Raw genomic sequence first — 17,633 nt, 5'->3', positions numbered from 1 at the left:
TATAATGGCCATTGCTTGCGTTGCCTTGATGCCGATGGCCACGATGGCCGCGTTGCTGGATTTTCCGGGCAATGCGGTGCTTGCAGGTGAAAAAATCAACGAACGCGGCAGCTACAAGGTGCCGGTTGGCGCGTGGCAAAATGGCGAACTGCCATCGGTTAAGGCCGAAGGCGAAGTGATGCAACAGGCATGGAAGATCACAGCAACCGGCCTGACAACGCTGCAAATTCTTGACCCGTTGAAGAAACAGTTGACAGATGATGGGTTCAAGGTGGTTTTCGAGTGTGCAACCGATGCCTGCGGCGGGTTCGATTTCCGGTTTGAAACCGATGTGATACCCGAACCCGTGATGCATGTTGATCTGGGCGATTTCCGGTTTCTTTCGGCCGAACGCAAAACGGATGATACCCCCGAATATGTCACCCTGCTGGTCAGTCGCAGCCAGAATGCCGGTTTTGTGCAGTTGGTGCGTGTCGGTGAACCCACAGATGAAACCGCGTTGGTCACCACGACCACCAGCCCCGCCCTGATCAGCATTTCCGAACCGCCGCCCGCAGAGCAACCGGCATTGCCGCTGGAGCAAGCTTTAAAGGAAAAAGGGCACTACATTCTGGAAGATCTGGTGTTTCAAACCGGATCGTCCGATCTAGGGGTGGGCGACTTTGCCTCGCTTGCCGCATTGGCCGATTACATAAAGGCGCATCCGGACCGCACATTCGCACTGGTTGGCCATACCGATGCCGAAGGGTCGCTGGCTGGAAATATTGCCCTGTCCAAGAAACGTGCGGCATCCGTGGTGCGCCGCCTGATCAATGACTATGGCGTAGACAAGAAACAAATCAGCGCCGAGGGGAACGGGTTTCTATCCCCCCGCGCCACCAACATGACCGAAGACGGCCGTGCCCAAAACAGACGGGTCGAAGTGATAGACACCTCGACCCGCTAACTTTGTCACCATTTACGCTCACAGACCTGTAGCAGGCATGTTACCACGCATCCGGCCCTTTGCTGGCAAATGACTGCACAAGGAAGTCAATAAAGGCCCGCACCTTTGGCTGGGTAAACCGGCCGGGTGGGTAGACCGCATAGATCCCCTGCATTTCATTGGGCAGGTCCGGAATGGCCTCTTCCACAAGGCCCTTGGCCAGCGCATCTGCATAAAGGAAGCTGGGCAAATAGGCGATGCCAAGGCCGGAAACAGCCGCATTCAACAGCGATTGCCCGTCATTCACCGACAGCCAGCCAGCTGTGCGCACCTGACGTTTTTCGCCGGACGGGGCGGTCAGTTTCCAAACGCTGCCGTTGGACTGGTTTGAATAGTGCAACAGCTTGTGTTCGTTCAGATCGTCGATCTTTTGCGGACGGCCATATTTTTCAAAATAGGCGGGTGAACCGACCATGCGTTTTGTGGTTTCGGTCAGCTTTCGGGCACGCAGCGTGCTATCCTCCAGCTCTCCGATCCGCACAGCAAGGTCAAACCCTTCCGAAATCAGTTCGACGTAGCGGTTATTCAGCACCATATTGACGGTGATATCGGGAAATTCCTGTAGGAATTCGCCCAGTATCGGCGACAAATGGTTCACGCCGAAATCCGTTGCAACCGAAATTCGCAATAGTCCAGAAGGTGCTGTTTGCATAGAGGTTACCAGTGCATCCGCTTCTCCGGCATCGTTCAGAACGCGGCGTGCGCGATCGTAATATGCCAGTCCTATTTCCGTCGGGCTAACCCGCCGGGTTGTTCTGTTTAGCAGCCGCGCCCCCAGACGCGCCTCAAGCGATGAGACATGTTTTGATACGGCTGATTTGGAGATGCCCATCTTGCGGGCGGCATCTGTGAAGCCGCCTTGATCCACAACGGTGGCGAAGGCCTCCATCTCAGTTAATCTATCCATCTTTGTTCCTGTAGTGTTATGTGGCAGTGATAAATATATCGCCGCCAATTCAGGCAAGAATGGGGAGAGGGCCGGACAATACTGGGGTTTGTTTGGGATCGTCCCGAATGCGGAAACAGGGGAACACCCTTGTTTTACAGGAATTTTACCAAGAACAAATCAAGGCAATTCCGTGAAATGCCACAATTTTGGCACTGGAATGAAAACAATCGGCGGGGTCAGCGGGTAATTGACCCCGAAACCTGTTCAAATGGTTGCTGCCAGACGTGTGCCCTGTTCGATTGCTCGTTTGGCGTCCAATTCACCTGCCACATCGGCCCCGCCGATCACATGCGGGGTGATACCGGCCTTTGCCAGCGCATCCGCCAACCCCCGTTCGGAAACCTGACCGGCGCACAGAACAATGGTGTCCACGGCAATCACCTGCGGGTTTTCGCGGGCCTCGCCAAAGGAGATATGCAGGCCCGCATCGTCAATCCGTTCATAATTGACGCCGGTCAGCATTTTCACATGCTTCATCTTCAGTTCGGCCCGATGAATCCAGCCGGTGGTTTTGCCCAGCCGCTTGCCCGCCTTTTCCGCCTTGCGCTGTAACAACACAACGTCGCGGGCAGGGGGTGCGGGTTGTGGCCCTGCCGGGTCCAGCCCGCCGCGCTGTTCTTCAGGATCACCCACGCCCCAGTTGCGTTTCCACGCCTCCAGATCTTCGGTCAGGTGTTCATCGGGGTTGTGGACCAGATATTCCGCCACATCAAACCCGATACCGCCCGCGCCAATGATTGCTACCCGTTTGCCAACAGGGGCCTTGTCGCGCAACACATCGATATAGGACAGCACGTTGTCGCGGTCCTGCCCGTCGATCTGCGGGTCGCGGGGGATAACACCGGTGGCGATGATCACTTCGTCAAACCCTTGCAGGGCCTTTACATCGGCCACTTGCCCCAACCGCAGGTCGATCCCTTCGCGGGCCACCATGGTGCGGTACCAGTCCACCAGCCCGTAAAATTCCTCTTTGCCCGGCACCTGTTTGGCCATGTTCAACTGGCCGCCCAGTTCATCGGCCTTGTCAAACAGGGTCACCTTGTGCCCGCGCTGCGCCGCCGTCAACGCCGCCGCCAGACCGGCAGGGCCGGCACCGACAACCGCAACAGTTTTCGGCGCTTGGGCTGGGGTCAGCAGCAGTTCGGTTTCATAACAGGCGCGCGGGTTGACCAGACAGGTCGAGATCTTGCCCGAGAACGTATGATCCAGACAGGCCTGATTGCAGGCGATACAGGGTGCGATTTCGGCGGCGCGGCCATTAGCGGCTTTATCGACAAAATGCGCATCCGCCAGAAAGGGGCGCGCCATCGACACCATATCGGCGCAACCATCGGCCAGCACGCTTTCGGCCACGTCAGGCGTGTTGATCCGGTTCGAGGTGATCACCGGAATTGTGACCTGCCCCATCAGCTTTTTGGTCACCCAGCTAAAGGCGCGGCGGGGAACCGAGGTGGCGATGGTGGGAATGCGTGCCTCGTGCCAGCCGATGCCGGTGTTGATGATGGTTGCGCCCGCTTGTTCCACCCGTTTGGCCAGCTCCACCACTTCGTCCCATGTGGAACCATTCGGGATCAGGTCGATCATCGACAGCCGGTAGATAACGATGAAATCATCCCCGACAGCGGCGCGCACTCGTTTCACCACCTCTAGCGGCAGGCGCATGCGGTTTTCATAAGATCCCCCCCAGCGGTCGGTGCGTTTGTTGGTGTGGGTGACCAGAAACTGGTTCAGGAAATAGCCCTCGGATCCCATCACCTCGACCCCGTCGTAACCGGCCTTGCGCGCATTGGCGGCGGCGGTGGCGATGTCGGAAATCTGTTTTTCGATGCCTTCCTCGTCCAGTTCCTTGGGCGGGAACGGCGAAATCGGGGATTTGATAGGCGAAGGGGCCACGCATTCGGGGCTATAGGCATAGCGGCCCGCGTGTAAAATCTGCATTGCAATCTTGCCGCCGTTTTCATGCACGCGGTCGGTGATGATGCGGTGGTTGGCGATGTCTTCGTCACTAAACAGTCCTGCCGCACCCGGGAACACCCCGCCTTCGCGGTTCGGGGCCATGCCGCCGGTGACAATCAGGGCAACCCCGCCGCGCGCCCGTTCGGCGTAGAATTCAGCCACCCGCGACCAGTCTTTGGTTTCTTCCAGACCAGTGTGCATCGACCCCATCAAAACGCGGTTGCGCAATGTGGTAAAGCCAAGGTCAAGCGGGGCCAGCAGGCGGGAATATTCGGTCATTTTGCACGTCCTTTGATTGCCGCAACAGGCTGCACGGGAATTGCCGTTCTGTCACCCGAAACGCGGCGTCACATGGTTTCGACACAATGGCGCCGGAACGCCTTTTTCAACATATCCAGTTCGGCCCGCAACAGGGCGACTTCGCTGCGGATGTCATCATCCAGATCGCTACCGGCCAGAATGGTAAAACTGTTCAGCGTAGCGCCAGTGCGCCTGTCGGAAATGACAATCGTCTGCAACCCGTCCGACAGAGCCGAAGCGGGAACGGGCACTTGCACCAGCCAGCGGGCATTGTCCCCGTCCTGTGTGACAGTCACGCCATCCAGCGGCACACCCAGATGGGTCGCTTCGATGTCGGGTGCTTCGCTGTAACCGGTCAAAACGCCTTCCCAGACACCTTCGGACAGGCGGGTTGCGGTCAGTGTTGGCTCGCTCATGGGCGGGTTCCCTCCTGTGTTTACAGTTCGGCACGCGGGCGGCGGTTGAAGGTGATGTCGCGCAGGATGATCCGGTTCATCTGTGGACCTTCAAATATCAGCTCGATCCACATGCGTTCGGCCCGTTTGTCATTCAGACGGGTATAGGCCAGATCGAATTCCACCATCACCTCGTCCTGATTTAGCGGCAATTCACGCACGATCTGTTCGGTGTTCGGACCGTGTTTGATGTTCAGGCGGGCGAAAATTTCCAGCGGCTTTTCCATTTCGACAATGGCATCCAAGCGAAGCAGGTGTTTTTTCTTCAGGCCCTGAACCGCCGTATCGGGCAGGTTCAGCACCAGTGACAAATAGGTGCCGTCAAATTTGAACACATCCATCGTCAGGCCAAACGGGGCCAGATCGCGTTCATGGGTGTTTCGGATCTGGCGCAGGGTCAACTCGCTGATTTTGCAATCGTGGAATACCATTGCCTCGGCCCCCAGCTTGGCCTTGTTGCGCACGGCAGCGATACCGCGCGGTTCTATCGGACCGCGCCATAGTTCCGGTCGATAGGACCAGTCGGAATTCGGCGGTGACTGAATGGCGTTTGACCCGATCAAGGGCAGCATCAACCGGCTGTCGGCCACATGCATCACATCGCGCAAGGGTCGTATCAGGGCGCGGGCCGAGGAACGGACCGCACGTAATGTTGCCAGATCCATGCCACGGGCCGCTTGTGCCAATCTGTTCCAGTGGCGCAATGATCTGCGCCGGGCGGCTTTCTGAATAATATTACTGAACCGGTTTGCCATGTCATTCCTGATTATACTTGCCGCAATGTAACCCTATTCGGGTTTCCTTTTAAACACCCGCTTGAAAAAGGGGATGCGCGGTTTGTTTTCCGTGACAACCTTGTCGGGGCCTGCGGTATTTCCGGCTCTGATCCGGTTGGTGAACCCCCGCAAGACCTCAAAGCCCTTTTCAGAAGCAATCGGATGTTCCCTAAGCCCGAATACAGAGGCCGAAACAATCCGGCCGTTCACGTCGAACAAGGCCCGCCAGTATTCATTCGCCGCCCCTGCCAATATGTCCGAACTGCTGTCCCGTGCGCGGATATAGAATACGCCGTCCCGATCCAGTGTTTTGACCACCTCGACGGTGTCTGCATTCCCGTCCCGGCTCAGCGCCGCGCGGCCTGCTTTTGATCTAAAGAATTCCGCCAGAGCGGGCATGGAACCGGTTATCGGCGGGTTTGTGCTTTTTTGGGACACTGTAGCGGTCAGGATTGCAGGCACTTTCGGGTGTGGTTTGCTGCGCGAATTTGCAATCGCCGCACAACTGCCCAGCAGGACAAAGGCACTGCCGTCCGCGTCCTGTGTTTCGGTCGGGTCAATGCAGAACCCTTTTGGCCCTGCAATCAACACTTCCTTGTTTGCGACCCTGATCTGTTCGGGCGCGGGTTTGGGCAGGGCAAAGCCGCCGCCCGTTCCTGCACAACCGGTTAGTACCATCAGGGATGCCAGCGCAATCCCGAAGTGCCGCAGCATCAAAGGTCCATATAGATATGGCCTTCGGCCTTGGCACCCGGATGGGTGACAGCGCCCAGTCTGGTCGGACCAACCTGCTGGGCGTATTTCCACAAGGCACCGGACGAATAGATCGTCTTGCGCGGACCACCCCATGCGTCCTTGCGTTTGGCCATTTCCGCATCGTCAATGTTGACCGAGATTTCGCCCTTGATCGCATCCAGCGTGATGATGTCGCCATCCTGCACCATTGCAATCGGGCCGCCATGTGCAGCCTCGGGACCAACATGGCCCACACAGAAACCGCGGGTCGCACCCGAAAAACGGCCGTCCGTGATCAGCGCCACTTTCTTGCCCATGCCCTGACCCGACAGGGCCGCCGTGGTCGCCAGCATTTCACGCATACCGGGGCCGCCGGCGGGGCCTTCATTGCGGATCACCAGAACCTCGCCTTCTTTATACTCGCGCTTTTGCACCGCCTCGAAGGCGTCTTCCTCGCATTCGAACACACGGGCCGGACCGCTAAAGACCTGCTGATCGGCTTCCATGCCGGCGACTTTTACAATCGCGCCATCGGGGGCCAGATTGCCCTTCAGGCCAACCACACCACCAGTGGCTGACAGCGGCGTTTCCACCGGATAGATCACCTTGCCGTCGGCCTGACGGGTGACGATGTCGATTTCCTCGCCCATGCTGCGGCCGGTGCAGGTTATGATATCGCGGTGGATCAGGCCGGCCTTGTCCAGTTCCTTCATGATCACCGGCACGCCGCCGGCTTCATACAGATCCTTGGCCACATACTGCCCGCCCGGTTTCAGATCGACGAAATAGGGGGTGTCGCGGAAGATGTCGCAAACGTCAGTCAGATCGAAATCAATGCCTGCCTCGTGGGCAATCGCGGGCAGGTGCAGACCGGCGTTGGTCGAGCCACCGGTGCAGGCCACCACACGCGCCGCATTGATCAGCGCCTCGCGGGTGACGATATCGCGTGCGCGGATGTTTTTCTGAAGCAGGTTCATCACCGCCACGCCTGATGCCTCGGCATACTGGTCGCGGCTCTCGTAAGGGGCGGGGGCGCCAGCAGAATTGGGCAGGGCAAGGCCGATCGCCTCGCTCACGCAAGCCATGGTGTTGGCGGTGAACTGGCCACCGCAGGCACCGGCCGAGGGGCAGGCAACCGATTCCAACATTTCCAGCTCGGCGTCGGTCATGTTGCCCGCCTGATGCTGGCCCACGGCCTCGAACACATCCTGAACGGTCACGTCGCGGCCATCCAGACGACCGGGCAGGATCGACCCGCCGTAAATGAATACGCTGGGCACATTCAGACGCACCATCGCCATCATCATGCCGGGCAGGGATTTGTCACAACCGGCCAGACCCACCAGCGCGTCATAGCAATGGCCGCGCATGGTCAGTTCAACCGAATCCGCAATCGCCTCGCGGCTGGCAAGAGAGGAACGCATCCCCTCGTGGCCCATGGCGATGCCGTCGGTGACGGTGATGGTGGTAAATTCGCGCGGCGTGCCTTCGGCGGCTTTCACGCCCATCTTGACCACCTGCGCCTGACGGCTCAGGGCGATGTTACAGGGCGCGGCCTCGTTCCAGCAGGTGGCGACACCGACCAGCGGCTGGTGGATTTCTTCCTCGCTCAGGCCCATCGCATAAAGGTAAGAGCGATGCGGCGCCCGCTCCGGCCCTTCGGTAACATGACGGCTGGGAAGGTTTGATTTGTCGAACTTGATGTTTTTCATGATGGACCCCTGAATAATGCCTAGGATTTGAATAGGGGATGGGGGCGGTGGCTTCAAGTGGGGATGAGGTGGGATAATAGGAAGGTTCGGCCAGATAATGGTGGCTATTGAAGAATAGTGGCCTTTTGTTTGCAATGCGCTGATTCACGCCCTTGCCAAACTCTCTTGTGATTTCTCGTGATCAATATAGGTTTTGGCACAGGTCAGCTTTCCAAAAGGCGTAAAATGCTTAAACCTAGATCAATTTCTTTTGCAACTATCGTTGCACTTTTACCCGTTACCTTTGCTTTTTTGACCATTATTTACATTCTGTTGGGAACCAATGGCCGTACATGGGCGAGCGCGCCGCTTGAAACGGGTTTCTATTTGGCTATTGGCCTCAACTTGGCCTGTTACATCTCGGCGCTGATCCACCGCTCAACTCAGCTCTTCATTACAAATCTTGTCATATCGTTTCTGATAATTTTGACGTTTTTTGGAGCCGTGGCCACCTCATTTCCTGAAACTGGGAGCAGATATAATAACCACGGCTTAAGTGGAGTGGCATCTATTGGGGTTATCTGTGCCATTCTGATTTTTGTGCAAAATATAAGGTGGGCGTGGTCTATTGCAATCGCAATGTCTTTGGCAATTCTTGTTGTGCCAGTTACCGCTTATTACTTTATTTCAAAGCCGCTTTATACGGTTGTTCGTGAAACTGATCTTTCAAAAACATGTCTGATTCAGACACCTACCTATGAGTATAACTATAATAATAGCCATAGTTACGAACGTGCCCAAAGGATCTATTCCATAGAAGATTTAACATTGGGCATATTGATCGGGGAACACTCACCTAGGATCATTGAAATTTCAGGAATGCAAGCAAGACAATGGAGTTATTCAGGCAGAAGGTTTGGGCGCTCTTACAGCCTTGTGCAACCGCCTGTAATCTGCGCCAGCGACATCCCCAAGGCGAACTAGGTTTGGTTCTGCCGTTCTCCCCCTCAATGCAGCACCGCCCTTACCAGATATCCCTCGACCGTTTCCTCGCCCAGCGCCTTTAGCGCCTCCAGACGGTGCAGCCCTTCGATCAGCACATAACCATCCTTGCTTTTGCGCACCCGGATGGGCGTGGTCTGGCCCTCTTCCAGCATGCTTTCGGCGATTTCCTGCACCTTGGCCGGATCAAGCGTTTTGGCGCGTTTGACCGGCACGCGGATTTGGGCGACGGGGAAAAGTTCTTTGACCAGCATAAGGGGCCTCCTGAAACGCAGTTTGACCACATTTCCACCTTGCACAACCCCTATCTTTGCTGAATGCTGCCGCCCCATGCGCAGCCCCGAATTCAACGCCTATATCGCCCCCGCCTGCCTGTATCCGCAACTCTGGCGGCTGGGGCTTGGCATCCTGCTGATCCTGTTCGTTTACATCGGCTTTATCGGGCTGGTGTTCTGGGCGGGCGTTATCGCCACCTTTCCAATGGGGTCTTTGCGCTGGGCCAACGCGGTGCTGACGGTGCAAGGCGCGGTGCCGACCCTGATCATGCTGTTTACCTTTATCGGCATGGCGCTGGGCCCGATCATCGCCGCCCCCGCCTGCCACATGCGCGGGCCGGGCACCTTGTTCGGGCCGCTGGATGTGACCATCCGCGGTTTCCTGACCGCGAGCGTCACGGTGCTGCTGGTTATGGCGGCCTATAGCGCGGTCATGCTGTGGTTCCAGCCAGTGCAACCCAACCTGCCGCTGCAGGAATGGCTGGGCTATCTGCCCTATGCCGTTCCCCTGATCCTGATCCAGACCGGCGCCGAGGAGCTGGTCTTTCGCGGTTATCTGCAACAGCAACTGGCCGCACGGTTCAAATCGCCGCTTGTCTGGATGGTCCTGCCTGCCGCCCTGTTTGCCGCACTGCATTGGGATCCGGCGATGGGCAACAACAAATGGCTGGTGATCGGGGTGACCTTTGCCATGGCGCTGATTGCTTCGGATCTGGTGCAAAGAACCGGCAGTCTGGGGGCCGGGATCGGTCTGCATTTCGCCAACAACATCTTTGCGCTGCTGTTTGTGTCGGTGCAGGATACGATCACGGGGCTGGCTCTGTATGTGACGCCGTTCAACAAGGCGGATACAGCCGAGTTGCCTTTGGCACTGGGTATGGATCTGCTTTTATTGCTGGTTATCTGGCGGATTCTGCGCATTGCGCTTGACCGCTGATTGCAATTTCCCCAAACGCGCCTTATCTCGGAAGTTAACAAAACCACTGCATAGGTGCCGACCCGATGAACTGGATCAACAACTACGTTCGCCCCACGATCAACTCGCTGTTTTCGCGTCGCGAAACACCGGACAACCTGTGGACCAAATGCCCCGAGTGCGGCACCATGCTGTTTCACCGCGAACTAAAGGAAAACCAGCAGGTTTGCAGCGAATGCGGCCACCATATGCGGATCACGCCGCGCGAACGGTTTGAACATCTGTTCGATGGCGGTATTTTCACCGAAATCGAGGTGCCGGATGTGCCGCTGGACCCGCTGGGCTTCAAGGATCAGAAGAAATACCCCGAGCGGATCAAGGCCGCGCAAAAGAACACCGGCGAAAAGGATGCCATTCTGGTGGTCGAGGGCGAAATCGGCCGCACCCCCGTTGTCGCAGCCGCGCAGGATTTCAGTTTTATGGGTGGCTCGATGGGGATGTATGTCGGCAACGCCATTATCGCCGCTGCCGAACGGGCCGTGGCCACCAAACGCCCCTTTATCCTGTTCTCGGCCGCCGGTGGCGCACGGATGCAGGAAGGTATCCTGTCGCTGATGCAAATGCCCCGCACCACGGTCGCCGTGCAAATGCTGCGCGAGGCGGGCCTGCCCTATATCGTTGTGCTGACCCACCCGACAACCGGCGGGGTTACCGCGTCCTACGCGATGCTGGGCGATGTGCAGATCGCCGAACCAAACGCCCTGATCGGCTTTGCCGGTGCGCGGGTGATTGAACAAACCATCGGTGAAAAACTGCCCGAAGGGTTCCAGCGGTCGGAATACCTGCTGGATCACGGTATGCTGGACCGCGTGACCCACCGCAAGGATATGCGCGACGAGTTGGTCACCATCGTGCGGATGCTGATGGGGATGACGCCACCGGTGATGGGCGATTTGCCCGCCCCCAAGGAAACCGTCGAAACCCCCGACCAACCTGCGGAAGAAAAGTGAGCACGCCGACCTCGGACATCATCCTTGAACGGATGATGACGCTGCATCCCAAGGTCATCGACCTGACCTTTGACCGCATTGACCCGCTGCTGGCCACCCTTGGCCATCCCGAACGCAAACTGCCCCCCGTGATCCATATCGCGGGGACCAATGGCAAAGGGTCAACACAGGCGATGATCCGCGCCGGTCTGGAAGGCGCGGGGAAATCGGTTCACGCCTATATCTCGCCGCATCTGGCGCGGTTTCACGAACGCATTACGCTGGCGGGCGAACATATATCCGAACCCGCACTGACCGATCTTCTGGATCGCTGCTATACTGCCAACAACGGCGATACGATCACCTATTTTGAAATCACTACCGCCGCCGCTCTCCTGGCTTTTGCAGAAACACCTGCTGATTTCACCCTGCTCGAGGTCGGCCTTGGCGGCAAGATGGACGCAACCAACGTGGTGGACAAACCCGCGCTGACGGTGATCACGCCGGTCTCCATCGACCACACCCAGTTTCTGGGCGAAACCCTGACGGAAATCGCGGGCGAAAAGGCGGGTATCATCAAACGCGGTGTGCCCTGCATCGTCGGCCCGCAACCGGACGAGGCATTAGAGGTGATCGAGGCCACCGCCAACCGCCTTGGCGCGCCGCTGATGGTGCATGGCCAGCACTGGCACGTCTGGGAAGAACGCCATCGCTTGATCTATCAGGATGAAACCGGCCTGCTGGACCTGCCCCTGCCCGCGCTGATCGGCGCGCACCAGATCCAGAATGCCGGCGTCGCCATCGCCGCCCTGCGCCGGCTGGGTTTTGGCGAAACAGCATGCGAGGCCGCCATGACAAACGCCACATGGCCCGCCCGCCTGCAACGCCTGAAAAACGGCCCGCTGGTAGAGGCTGCGGGCACGGCGGAACTCTGGCTGGATGGCGGCCACAACCCCGCCGCCGGACACGCATTGTCCGAGGCCCTGACACGCCTGCCAACCCGCCCGCTGCACCTGATCTGCGGCATGCTGAACACCAAGGACATTACCGGATACCTGCGCCCGCTGGCGCAACATGCCAAATCCCTGCATGCTGTCTCTATCCCCGGCGAGGCAGCAACCCTGCCTGCCGCCGAAACCGCCAAAGCGGCAAAACAGGTGGGAATGGAGACGCATATTGCCGACAACGTGCAATCCGCCATTGCCGACATCATCCAGACCGACCCGAACGCCCGTATCCTGATCTGTGGTTCGCTCTATCTGGCGGGGGTTGTGTTGCGGGAAAACGGCTAACGAAACATCTGTCAGGAATAGCCTACCTGCTTGCCCTGTCTTTTCTCATATGGTTCGGATTCTACTTTGCCTCGTCAGAGGGATTTGTTGCGGCGGGGGAACCCCCACTTTTCCTTTGCCGCCAGTTGCTAAGTTCTGGCGGGGATGATGAAATTGTCACCGTTGTATTTGCTCTATACGCTATCCCGCTTGCTATCCGTGTCTTTCGCTACCGGCAAAAAATATCCGGCATCGAAACATCTATATTCGTTCTGATCTCAGTTCTTTGCTTTGTATTTGTGGTTATAGGCCCCGATTGCGGAAGCTGGATCGCAACACTTTTCCAGCGCAAAAACCCCGCATTATGGGCAGTAACGGTCTTTTGGTTGGTCTCCATATTGGCTTTCCTCTTTCAAAAGCGCTAAAATCAGCTCATCTTCTTGCCCCAAATACCTCCGCCGGAGGCATCGCGCCCGTCAGGGCGCAAATCAAAAAAGCGGCCCGTAGGGCCTCCGGTTCTTCAAACCAAGTCTAGCCTTCGGCCCACTCGGCCCCCATCATTTCACGCAAACGACTGGCGGTGCGCTCGAACTCGAACGCGCCGTCGCCTTCGACATAGAGCATTTCCGGCAAAGCGGCGGCGGTGCAAATCAGGCGCACATGGGCTTCGTATAAAGTGTCAATCAGGGTGACGAACCGCTTCGCCTCGTTGAAATTGCTACGCGACAACAGCGGGATATCGTCCAGCAACAGCACGCGCGTCACCTCGCATATCGCCAGATAATCCACCGCACCCAACGGGGCACCGCACAGATCGAAAAATGTCGCCCGCGCCACCCCGTTGTGAAACCGCGGCAACACCACATCACGCCCCTTTACCCGCAGGGTTAGAGGCTCGCCTTTGGGCCCGCCGGTCAGTTCTTTCCACACCGTATCCAGCGCCGAGCGTGCCTTGGGACCATGTAGCACGAAGTAGCTGCGCACACCGCCCAGCCTGTCCTGCCGGTAATCTGTGGGGCTGGCCAGTTCATGCACCACCATCTGCTGTTTGATCAACTCGATGAAGGGCAGGAACAATTGCCGGTTCAACCCGTCCCTGTACAGATCATCGGGTGGACGGTTTGATGTGGTGACCACGACAACCCCCGCGTCAAACAATGCCTCGAACAGACGGCTGACGATCATTGCATCGGCAATGTCACTGATTTGCATTTCGTCAAAGGCCAGCAGGCGCACTTGCTGTGCAATCCCTTCGGCCACCGGCGCAATCGCATCGTCCACCCCGCTTTTGCGGGCTGCGTTCATACCCTCGTGGATCTCTTGCATGAAGGCATGGAAATGCACGCGGCGCTTTTCGGTGATGGCCAGATTATCGACAAACAAATCCATTAACATGGATTTTCCGCGCCCGACGCCGCCCCACATATACAGGCCCTGCGGCACCTCTTCGGGTTTGTGGAACAGCCCGCCCAATATGCCGCGTTTGCGGGTTTTGGCAGCTTCCAGATGGTCGCGAATATCCTGCAATACCGGCAATACCGCTTGTTGCGCCGGATCGGCCGTCAGCTTACCTTCGGCCACCAATCGGGCGTATATCTGTTGCAGGGTTTCGGACATAAACTAAACTTCGCGCAGGAATTCCTGGATCGCTTTGATCACATCTTTCGGGTAAGTGTAAGCCAAAGAATGGCTGGCCCCCTTAACCATCGTTTGACGCACATTGCGGTTCAGCTTTGTCAGTTTTCCAAGGCCGGCAAGCGGGATAACCTTGTCTTCTTCGCCCCAGATGGCGGCAACGGGCAGGCCGGTTTTCGCAATCTTGCGGTGTTCTTCATCAAGCGGTTTTGACAGGATGTTGCGTAGACTGGACAGCACCGCCGGAAGGAAACCCCTGACATAGGTATCAGCAATCTGGCGATCATAAATATCGGGAATTTCCGAGGGGATAGATGATTCCGCTTTAACCGCCTTGCGGATCATATGCCCGCCAAATACCCTCATAATCCAGTCGCCGATCACGGGGGTTTTGACGACAAAATCCTGAAAACGGTTCGATTTGATTCCCAAGCCGGCCGGCGCAATCAGGATCATCCGTTCCAGCATATCGGGATGTTTCGCAGCATAGCAGGTCGCAATCGCGCCGCCCATCGAATAGCCCAGCAACATGATACCGCCATCTATGCCCTGATCTTCCAGCAATTCCTCTAGCTGGGTGATGAAAAAATCGGCGTTCTGGCGTCCCAGAGCGCGTGCGGAATAGCCGCGTCCGTACAGGTCATAGGTCAGCACACGGTAATCCATCATCTTCAACCCGTTTTCCACAGCGCGCCAGACATAGCTGGGGGTTGTCAGCCCGTGAATGCAAACGGCGATCGGTCCATTCAGGGGCCCATGCCACTCATAATAGGTTCTGCCGCTGGGCAATTTGGCAAACTTGCCCGGTGCCTCGGCCCGTGCGGCTTTGTTCATCGGGCGCCTGCGGTGGCGGGCTATTGCCAGAGGTAAAAAGTAAACCACCAAGATTGCTAACAGTACCCACCACAATATCATGATTGCCCCCAAATTACCGGAAACCAGTCTTGGCGCAGGCGCTGCCCCGTGACCATCCCGTGCCCGGGAAAGGGCGGAGATGTGCGCCCCTGCCGTTCCACATAACGCGCATCATCCCCGACCCAGCGCAGCGATAGCGCGCGGCGGGTGCTACCCGACATATTGCCGCGCGCGCCATGCACCGTGCGATAGTCAAACAACACCGCATCACCCGGTTGCATCGGCCATTCAAGAACCGTCATTCCGTCGGGGTCTGCATCGGGGTCGGGCACCGGAATCCAGTCGTGATCACCCTCGTAAAAATCGCTGTCATCGGCCCAGCTGACAGGGCGCACCATGCGGTCCCATTTGTGCGATCCCGCGATGAAACGCAGGCTGGCCTTATCCACCGGGTCAAGCGGTATCCACATGCTGACGGTCTGTTCGCCCTCGACGAAATAATAGGGGCCGTCCTGATGCCACGGTGTTGGTGTGGGCGTGCCACTTTCCTTGACCAGAACATGATCGTGGAAGAATTGCGCGCTGTACGATTGCATGATCTTGGCGGCCAGTTCGGCGGCCGGACTTTCGCGCACAATGCGTTCAAATTCGGGGATGCGGCTCCAGTTGCAGTAATCGTCAAAAAACCGCCCCTGTTTAACGTCATTCTCGGACGCATATTCGCCGGGTTTGGCCAGATTGCGCGCCACACCGGCAGCCATCACTTCGACCCAATCGGCAAACACTCCGTTTAACTTGACCACACCGTCACGCTGAAAATCGGCAATCTGTTTATCTGTAATCACCGGCCCCTCCAAGCATCCAGAATATAGCGGCTGACCATCAAATCCAGATGTGCCCCGCCGCCGTTCTTGAACAATGTAATCTCGTTATCATCATTGCGTGTAAATGCACCTGTTGCCAAGTCATAGAAATCGGCGATCACATCACTGTGCGTCAAAGCCCCGCTGGCAATCGGCATCATCAACTCGCCGATATGGTCTATTGTTGTATCGCGACTGTCCACAAACAGCCGCGCCCGCTCGATGGCGGTATCATCGGCCTCGCGCATGTCGGGGCGATAGGCGCCGATCAGGTCGATGTGCTGGCCCACCTGCAACCAGTCGCCCATAATCAGCGGTTCGGTGGCCATCGTGGCCGAGGTGACAATATCCGCCGCCCTGACCGCTGCTTCCAGATCATCCACAGCGCGGGTGTCGGGGTATTCCGAGGCCATTTTTCGCGCCCCTTCTGGTGTGCGGTTCCAGACGGTGAAGCTGGCATCTGGAAAGCCAGCCCCATAGGCTTCGCGCAGGGACCGGCCCACAGTGCCAGCACCGACAATCAGGATATTGCGGCTGTCGGGGCGGGCCAGATGTCTGGCTGCAAGCAGACTGTCGCCTGCCGTTTTCCATTTGGTCACCAGATGGAAATCTATCAGGGCTTCCAACTCGCCGGTATCGTCCGAAAACAGGTTCACAGCGCCGTTGACCACGGGCTTGCCCTGCGCCGGATTGTCGGGAAAGATCGTCGCCGCCTTGGTTGCCAGCCCCAGCCCGACGATCCACGCGGCCCGTGAAAGCAGCGTATCCTTTCCCCGATAAAGCAGCGTGTCGGCGATTTCGGCCTTTGGCAGTCTGTGCGCCCTGGTCAAAGCCGCGCCCAGATCGTTCCAGTCCAGCGACGCTTGGCCTTCGTCAAATCCGATGATCTCAAACGTCATAATCCGGCCTCCTGCTCTGATAACACCCCGTGATCAACCAGTGCCCGCGCCCAGCCTTCCGGCCCTTCAAACAGATGCGCGCCCCATCCACGTTTTGCGGCGGTTTGGATGTTTTCGGGCCGGTCATCGGTGAACAGCAGGGTTTCGGGGGGTAGGCCGCAACCCGCCTCTAATGCGGCATAAATGTCGTTATCGGGTTTCATCATCCGCAGATAGCCCGACACATATTTCTGATCGAATTCGTTGAAAAACGGATAGTGCAGCATTGCGGTTTCAAACGGTTCAATGCCAAAATTCGACAGGGCAAACACCGGCACCCCCTTAGCCCGAATGGTGCGCAACAGGCGCACGGACCACGGGATTTCGGGGCTGGCCATATCCAGCCAGCGGTCATGCCACATGCGGATTTCATCGCCGTATTCGGGGTGCCTGTCGGCCAGCGCATAAAAGGAATCGCGAAACGACGCGCCGCGGTCCACCTGATCGTTCACTCCGTATAGATCAACCGCCGCAAACAGCGCCTTGCGACGGTACACTCCGATGGCAGCATCGTAAAACCGTTCAGGGTTCCATTCGATCAGCACCTGACCGATATCGTAGATTACAGCCTTAACCTGCCCCATCCGCACCTTCTTTCATCGCTTTTTGCAATTCGGTATCCAGCGATGAAAGGAAACGCGACCGGTCGGCCTTTGTAAAGGGCCTGCCGCCACCCTGACGAAACGGATCGGCGGCGCGAAGATCGCTCATCAGATCGCGGGTGGCCAGAATGTTGCCGATGTTGGCGGGGGTGAACACTTCGCCATTGTGGCGGATCACGCGGGCACCGCCCTCGAGGCATTTCGCGGCCAGCGGGATGTCACCCGTCACCACAACATCCCCACGACCGGCGCGTTCGGCAATCCACATATCGGCCACATCCGGCCCGTCCGGCACGAACACCATTTCCACCAGCGGATTGGCCGAGGGGCGCAGCCCCCCGTTACAGACGACATACATTTTCAGGCCGTGGCGCGTTGCCACGCGCTCGGCCTCGTCTTTGACGGGGCAGGCGTCGGCGTCAATGTAGATGGCTGACATG

The 17,633-nt window shown here is 57.7% G+C and carries 18 protein-coding genes; 5 read left to right on the top strand and 13 right to left on the bottom strand.

Going from position 1 to position 17,633, the window contains the following annotated elements:
- Positions 1-4 precede the first annotated feature (4 nt).
- Positions 5-946, top strand: a complete 942-nt coding sequence (locus BAR1_RS16700; protein WP_118944540.1) for an OmpA family protein — start codon at positions 5-7, stop codon at positions 944-946.
- A gap of 40 nt (positions 947-986) precedes the next feature.
- On the opposite strand, the gene BAR1_RS16695 is transcribed toward BAR1_RS16700, so the two are convergent.
- From BAR1_RS16695 to ilvD, 6 genes are all read right to left on the bottom strand, one after another.
- On the bottom strand, positions 987-1,892 hold the full coding sequence (locus tag BAR1_RS16695) for a LysR family transcriptional regulator (RefSeq protein WP_118944079.1): 906 nt from the start codon (positions 1,890-1,892) through the stop codon (positions 987-989).
- A gap of 246 nt (positions 1,893-2,138) precedes the next feature.
- The gene (locus tag BAR1_RS16690) at positions 2,139-4,169 is read right to left on the bottom strand and encodes an NADPH-dependent 2,4-dienoyl-CoA reductase (RefSeq protein ID WP_118944078.1); all 2,031 of its coding nucleotides are present in this window, start codon (positions 4,167-4,169) and stop codon (positions 2,139-2,141) included.
- A 68-nt stretch (positions 4,170-4,237) separates the two neighbouring features.
- Entirely contained in the window at positions 4,238-4,606 is a 369-nt protein-coding gene (locus BAR1_RS16685) for a hypothetical protein (RefSeq protein ID WP_118944077.1), read from the bottom strand.
- A 20-nt stretch (positions 4,607-4,626) separates the two neighbouring features.
- Positions 4,627-5,400 carry a DUF6478 family protein gene (locus BAR1_RS16680; RefSeq protein ID WP_118944076.1) on the bottom strand — a complete coding sequence of 258 codons (774 nt, stop codon included), beginning with the start codon at positions 5,398-5,400 and terminating at the stop codon, positions 4,627-4,629.
- A gap of 33 nt (positions 5,401-5,433) precedes the next feature.
- The gene (locus BAR1_RS16675; RefSeq protein WP_118944075.1) at positions 5,434-6,135 is read right to left on the bottom strand and encodes a hypothetical protein; all 702 of its coding nucleotides are present in this window, start codon (positions 6,133-6,135) and stop codon (positions 5,434-5,436) included.
- Positions 6,135-7,868 (bottom strand): dihydroxy-acid dehydratase, encoded by a 1,734-nt coding sequence (gene ilvD, locus BAR1_RS16670; RefSeq protein WP_118944074.1) that lies wholly within the window; start codon positions 7,866-7,868, stop codon positions 6,135-6,137. The genes BAR1_RS16675 and ilvD overlap by 1 nt, the downstream gene beginning before the upstream one ends.
- A 225-nt stretch (positions 7,869-8,093) precedes the next feature.
- Here ilvD and BAR1_RS16665 point away from each other — a divergent pair, with 225 nt between their 5' ends.
- Positions 8,094-8,831, top strand: a complete 738-nt coding sequence (locus tag BAR1_RS16665) for a hypothetical protein (protein ID WP_118944073.1) — start codon at positions 8,094-8,096, stop codon at positions 8,829-8,831.
- Between the two features lie 23 nt (positions 8,832-8,854).
- On the opposite strand, the gene BAR1_RS16660 is transcribed toward BAR1_RS16665, so the two are convergent.
- Positions 8,855-9,103 (bottom strand): ParB N-terminal domain-containing protein, encoded by a 249-nt coding sequence (locus BAR1_RS16660; RefSeq protein WP_118944539.1) that lies wholly within the window; start codon positions 9,101-9,103, stop codon positions 8,855-8,857.
- A 76-nt stretch (positions 9,104-9,179) separates the two neighbouring features.
- Between BAR1_RS16660 and BAR1_RS16655 the strand changes: the two genes are divergently transcribed.
- The 3 genes from BAR1_RS16655 to BAR1_RS16645 all read left to right on the top strand — a co-directional run bounded on the left by BAR1_RS16655 (position 9,180) and on the right by BAR1_RS16645 (position 12,321).
- Positions 9,180-10,061, top strand: coding sequence for a CPBP family intramembrane glutamic endopeptidase (locus BAR1_RS16655; protein WP_162891822.1), 882 nt, complete (start codon positions 9,180-9,182; stop codon positions 10,059-10,061).
- A 65-nt stretch (positions 10,062-10,126) separates the two neighbouring features.
- Positions 10,127-11,050: an acetyl-CoA carboxylase, carboxyltransferase subunit beta gene (accD, locus tag BAR1_RS16650; RefSeq protein WP_118944071.1), complete on the top strand. Its 924-nt coding sequence runs from the start codon at positions 10,127-10,129 to the stop codon at positions 11,048-11,050.
- Positions 11,047-12,321: a bifunctional folylpolyglutamate synthase/dihydrofolate synthase gene (locus BAR1_RS16645; RefSeq protein WP_228408602.1), complete on the top strand. Its 1,275-nt coding sequence runs from the start codon at positions 11,047-11,049 to the stop codon at positions 12,319-12,321. The genes accD and BAR1_RS16645 overlap by 4 nt, the downstream gene beginning before the upstream one ends.
- Positions 12,322-12,831: 510 nt before the next feature.
- Here BAR1_RS16645 and zapE read toward each other — a convergent pair.
- The 6 genes from zapE to BAR1_RS16615 form a co-directional block, all read right to left on the bottom strand.
- A complete protein-coding gene (zapE, locus tag BAR1_RS16640) occupies positions 12,832-13,917 on the bottom strand; it encodes a cell division protein ZapE (protein ID WP_118944070.1) in 1,086 nt (361 codons plus the stop codon).
- A 3-nt stretch (positions 13,918-13,920) separates the two neighbouring features.
- Positions 13,921-14,769 carry an alpha/beta fold hydrolase gene (locus BAR1_RS16635; protein ID WP_162891821.1) on the bottom strand — a complete coding sequence of 283 codons (849 nt, stop codon included), beginning with the start codon at positions 14,767-14,769 and terminating at the stop codon, positions 13,921-13,923.
- Positions 14,770-14,846: 77 nt separating this feature from the next.
- Positions 14,847-15,635: a phytanoyl-CoA dioxygenase family protein gene (locus BAR1_RS16630; RefSeq protein ID WP_118944537.1), complete on the bottom strand. Its 789-nt coding sequence runs from the start codon at positions 15,633-15,635 to the stop codon at positions 14,847-14,849.
- Complete coding sequence (locus tag BAR1_RS16625; RefSeq protein ID WP_118944068.1) at positions 15,632-16,552, bottom strand: ornithine cyclodeaminase family protein; 921 nt, start codon at positions 16,550-16,552, stop codon at positions 15,632-15,634. The genes BAR1_RS16630 and BAR1_RS16625 overlap by 4 nt, the downstream gene beginning before the upstream one ends.
- Entirely contained in the window at positions 16,549-17,175 is a 627-nt protein-coding gene (locus tag BAR1_RS16620; RefSeq protein ID WP_118944067.1) for an HAD family hydrolase, read from the bottom strand. The genes BAR1_RS16625 and BAR1_RS16620 overlap by 4 nt, the downstream gene beginning before the upstream one ends.
- Entirely contained in the window at positions 17,162-17,632 is a 471-nt protein-coding gene (locus BAR1_RS16615; protein WP_118944066.1) for a YaiI/YqxD family protein, read from the bottom strand. The genes BAR1_RS16620 and BAR1_RS16615 overlap by 14 nt, the downstream gene beginning before the upstream one ends.
- Position 17,633: the final 1 nt, after the last annotated feature.

The organism is Profundibacter amoris, assembly GCF_003544895.1.
Taxonomy (GTDB): Bacteria; Pseudomonadota; Alphaproteobacteria; order Rhodobacterales; family Rhodobacteraceae; genus Profundibacter; species Profundibacter amoris.
Note: the sequence above shows the minus strand (reverse complement) of the source record. Positions and strands in the feature narration are given on the sequence as shown.

Bases quoted from the DNA above. Each gene is read 5' to 3' on its own strand.
- BAR1_RS16700 (WP_118944540.1), top strand. From the start codon at position 5: ATGGCCATTGCTTGCGTTGCCTTGATGCCGATGGCCACGATGGCCGCG.
- BAR1_RS16695 (WP_118944079.1), bottom strand. From the start codon at position 1,892: ATGGATAGATTAACTGAGATGGAGGCCTTCGCCACCGTTGTGGATCAA.
- BAR1_RS16690 (WP_118944078.1), bottom strand. From the start codon at position 4,169: ATGACCGAATATTCCCGCCTGCTGGCCCCGCTTGACCTTGGCTTTACC.
- BAR1_RS16685 (WP_118944077.1), bottom strand. From the start codon at position 4,606: ATGAGCGAGCCAACACTGACCGCAACCCGCCTGTCCGAAGGTGTCTGG.
- BAR1_RS16680 (WP_118944076.1), bottom strand. From the start codon at position 5,400: ATGGCAAACCGGTTCAGTAATATTATTCAGAAAGCCGCCCGGCGCAGA.
- BAR1_RS16675 (WP_118944075.1), bottom strand. From the start codon at position 6,135: ATGCTGCGGCACTTCGGGATTGCGCTGGCATCCCTGATGGTACTAACC.
- ilvD (WP_118944074.1), bottom strand. From the start codon at position 7,868: ATGAAAAACATCAAGTTCGACAAATCAAACCTTCCCAGCCGTCATGTT.
- BAR1_RS16665 (WP_118944073.1), top strand. From the start codon at position 8,094: ATGCTTAAACCTAGATCAATTTCTTTTGCAACTATCGTTGCACTTTTA.
- BAR1_RS16660 (WP_118944539.1), bottom strand. From the start codon at position 9,103: ATGCTGGTCAAAGAACTTTTCCCCGTCGCCCAAATCCGCGTGCCGGTC.
- BAR1_RS16655 (WP_162891822.1), top strand. From the start codon at position 9,180: ATGCGCAGCCCCGAATTCAACGCCTATATCGCCCCCGCCTGCCTGTAT.
- accD (WP_118944071.1), top strand. From the start codon at position 10,127: ATGAACTGGATCAACAACTACGTTCGCCCCACGATCAACTCGCTGTTT.
- zapE (WP_118944070.1), bottom strand. From the start codon at position 13,917: ATGTCCGAAACCCTGCAACAGATATACGCCCGATTGGTGGCCGAAGGT.
- BAR1_RS16635 (WP_162891821.1), bottom strand. From the start codon at position 14,769: ATGAACAAAGCCGCACGGGCCGAGGCACCGGGCAAGTTTGCCAAATTG.
- BAR1_RS16625 (WP_118944068.1), bottom strand. From the start codon at position 16,552: ATGACGTTTGAGATCATCGGATTTGACGAAGGCCAAGCGTCGCTGGAC.
- BAR1_RS16620 (WP_118944067.1), bottom strand. From the start codon at position 17,175: ATGGGGCAGGTTAAGGCTGTAATCTACGATATCGGTCAGGTGCTGATC.
- BAR1_RS16615 (WP_118944066.1), bottom strand. From the start codon at position 17,632: ATGTCAGCCATCTACATTGACGCCGACGCCTGCCCCGTCAAAGACGAG.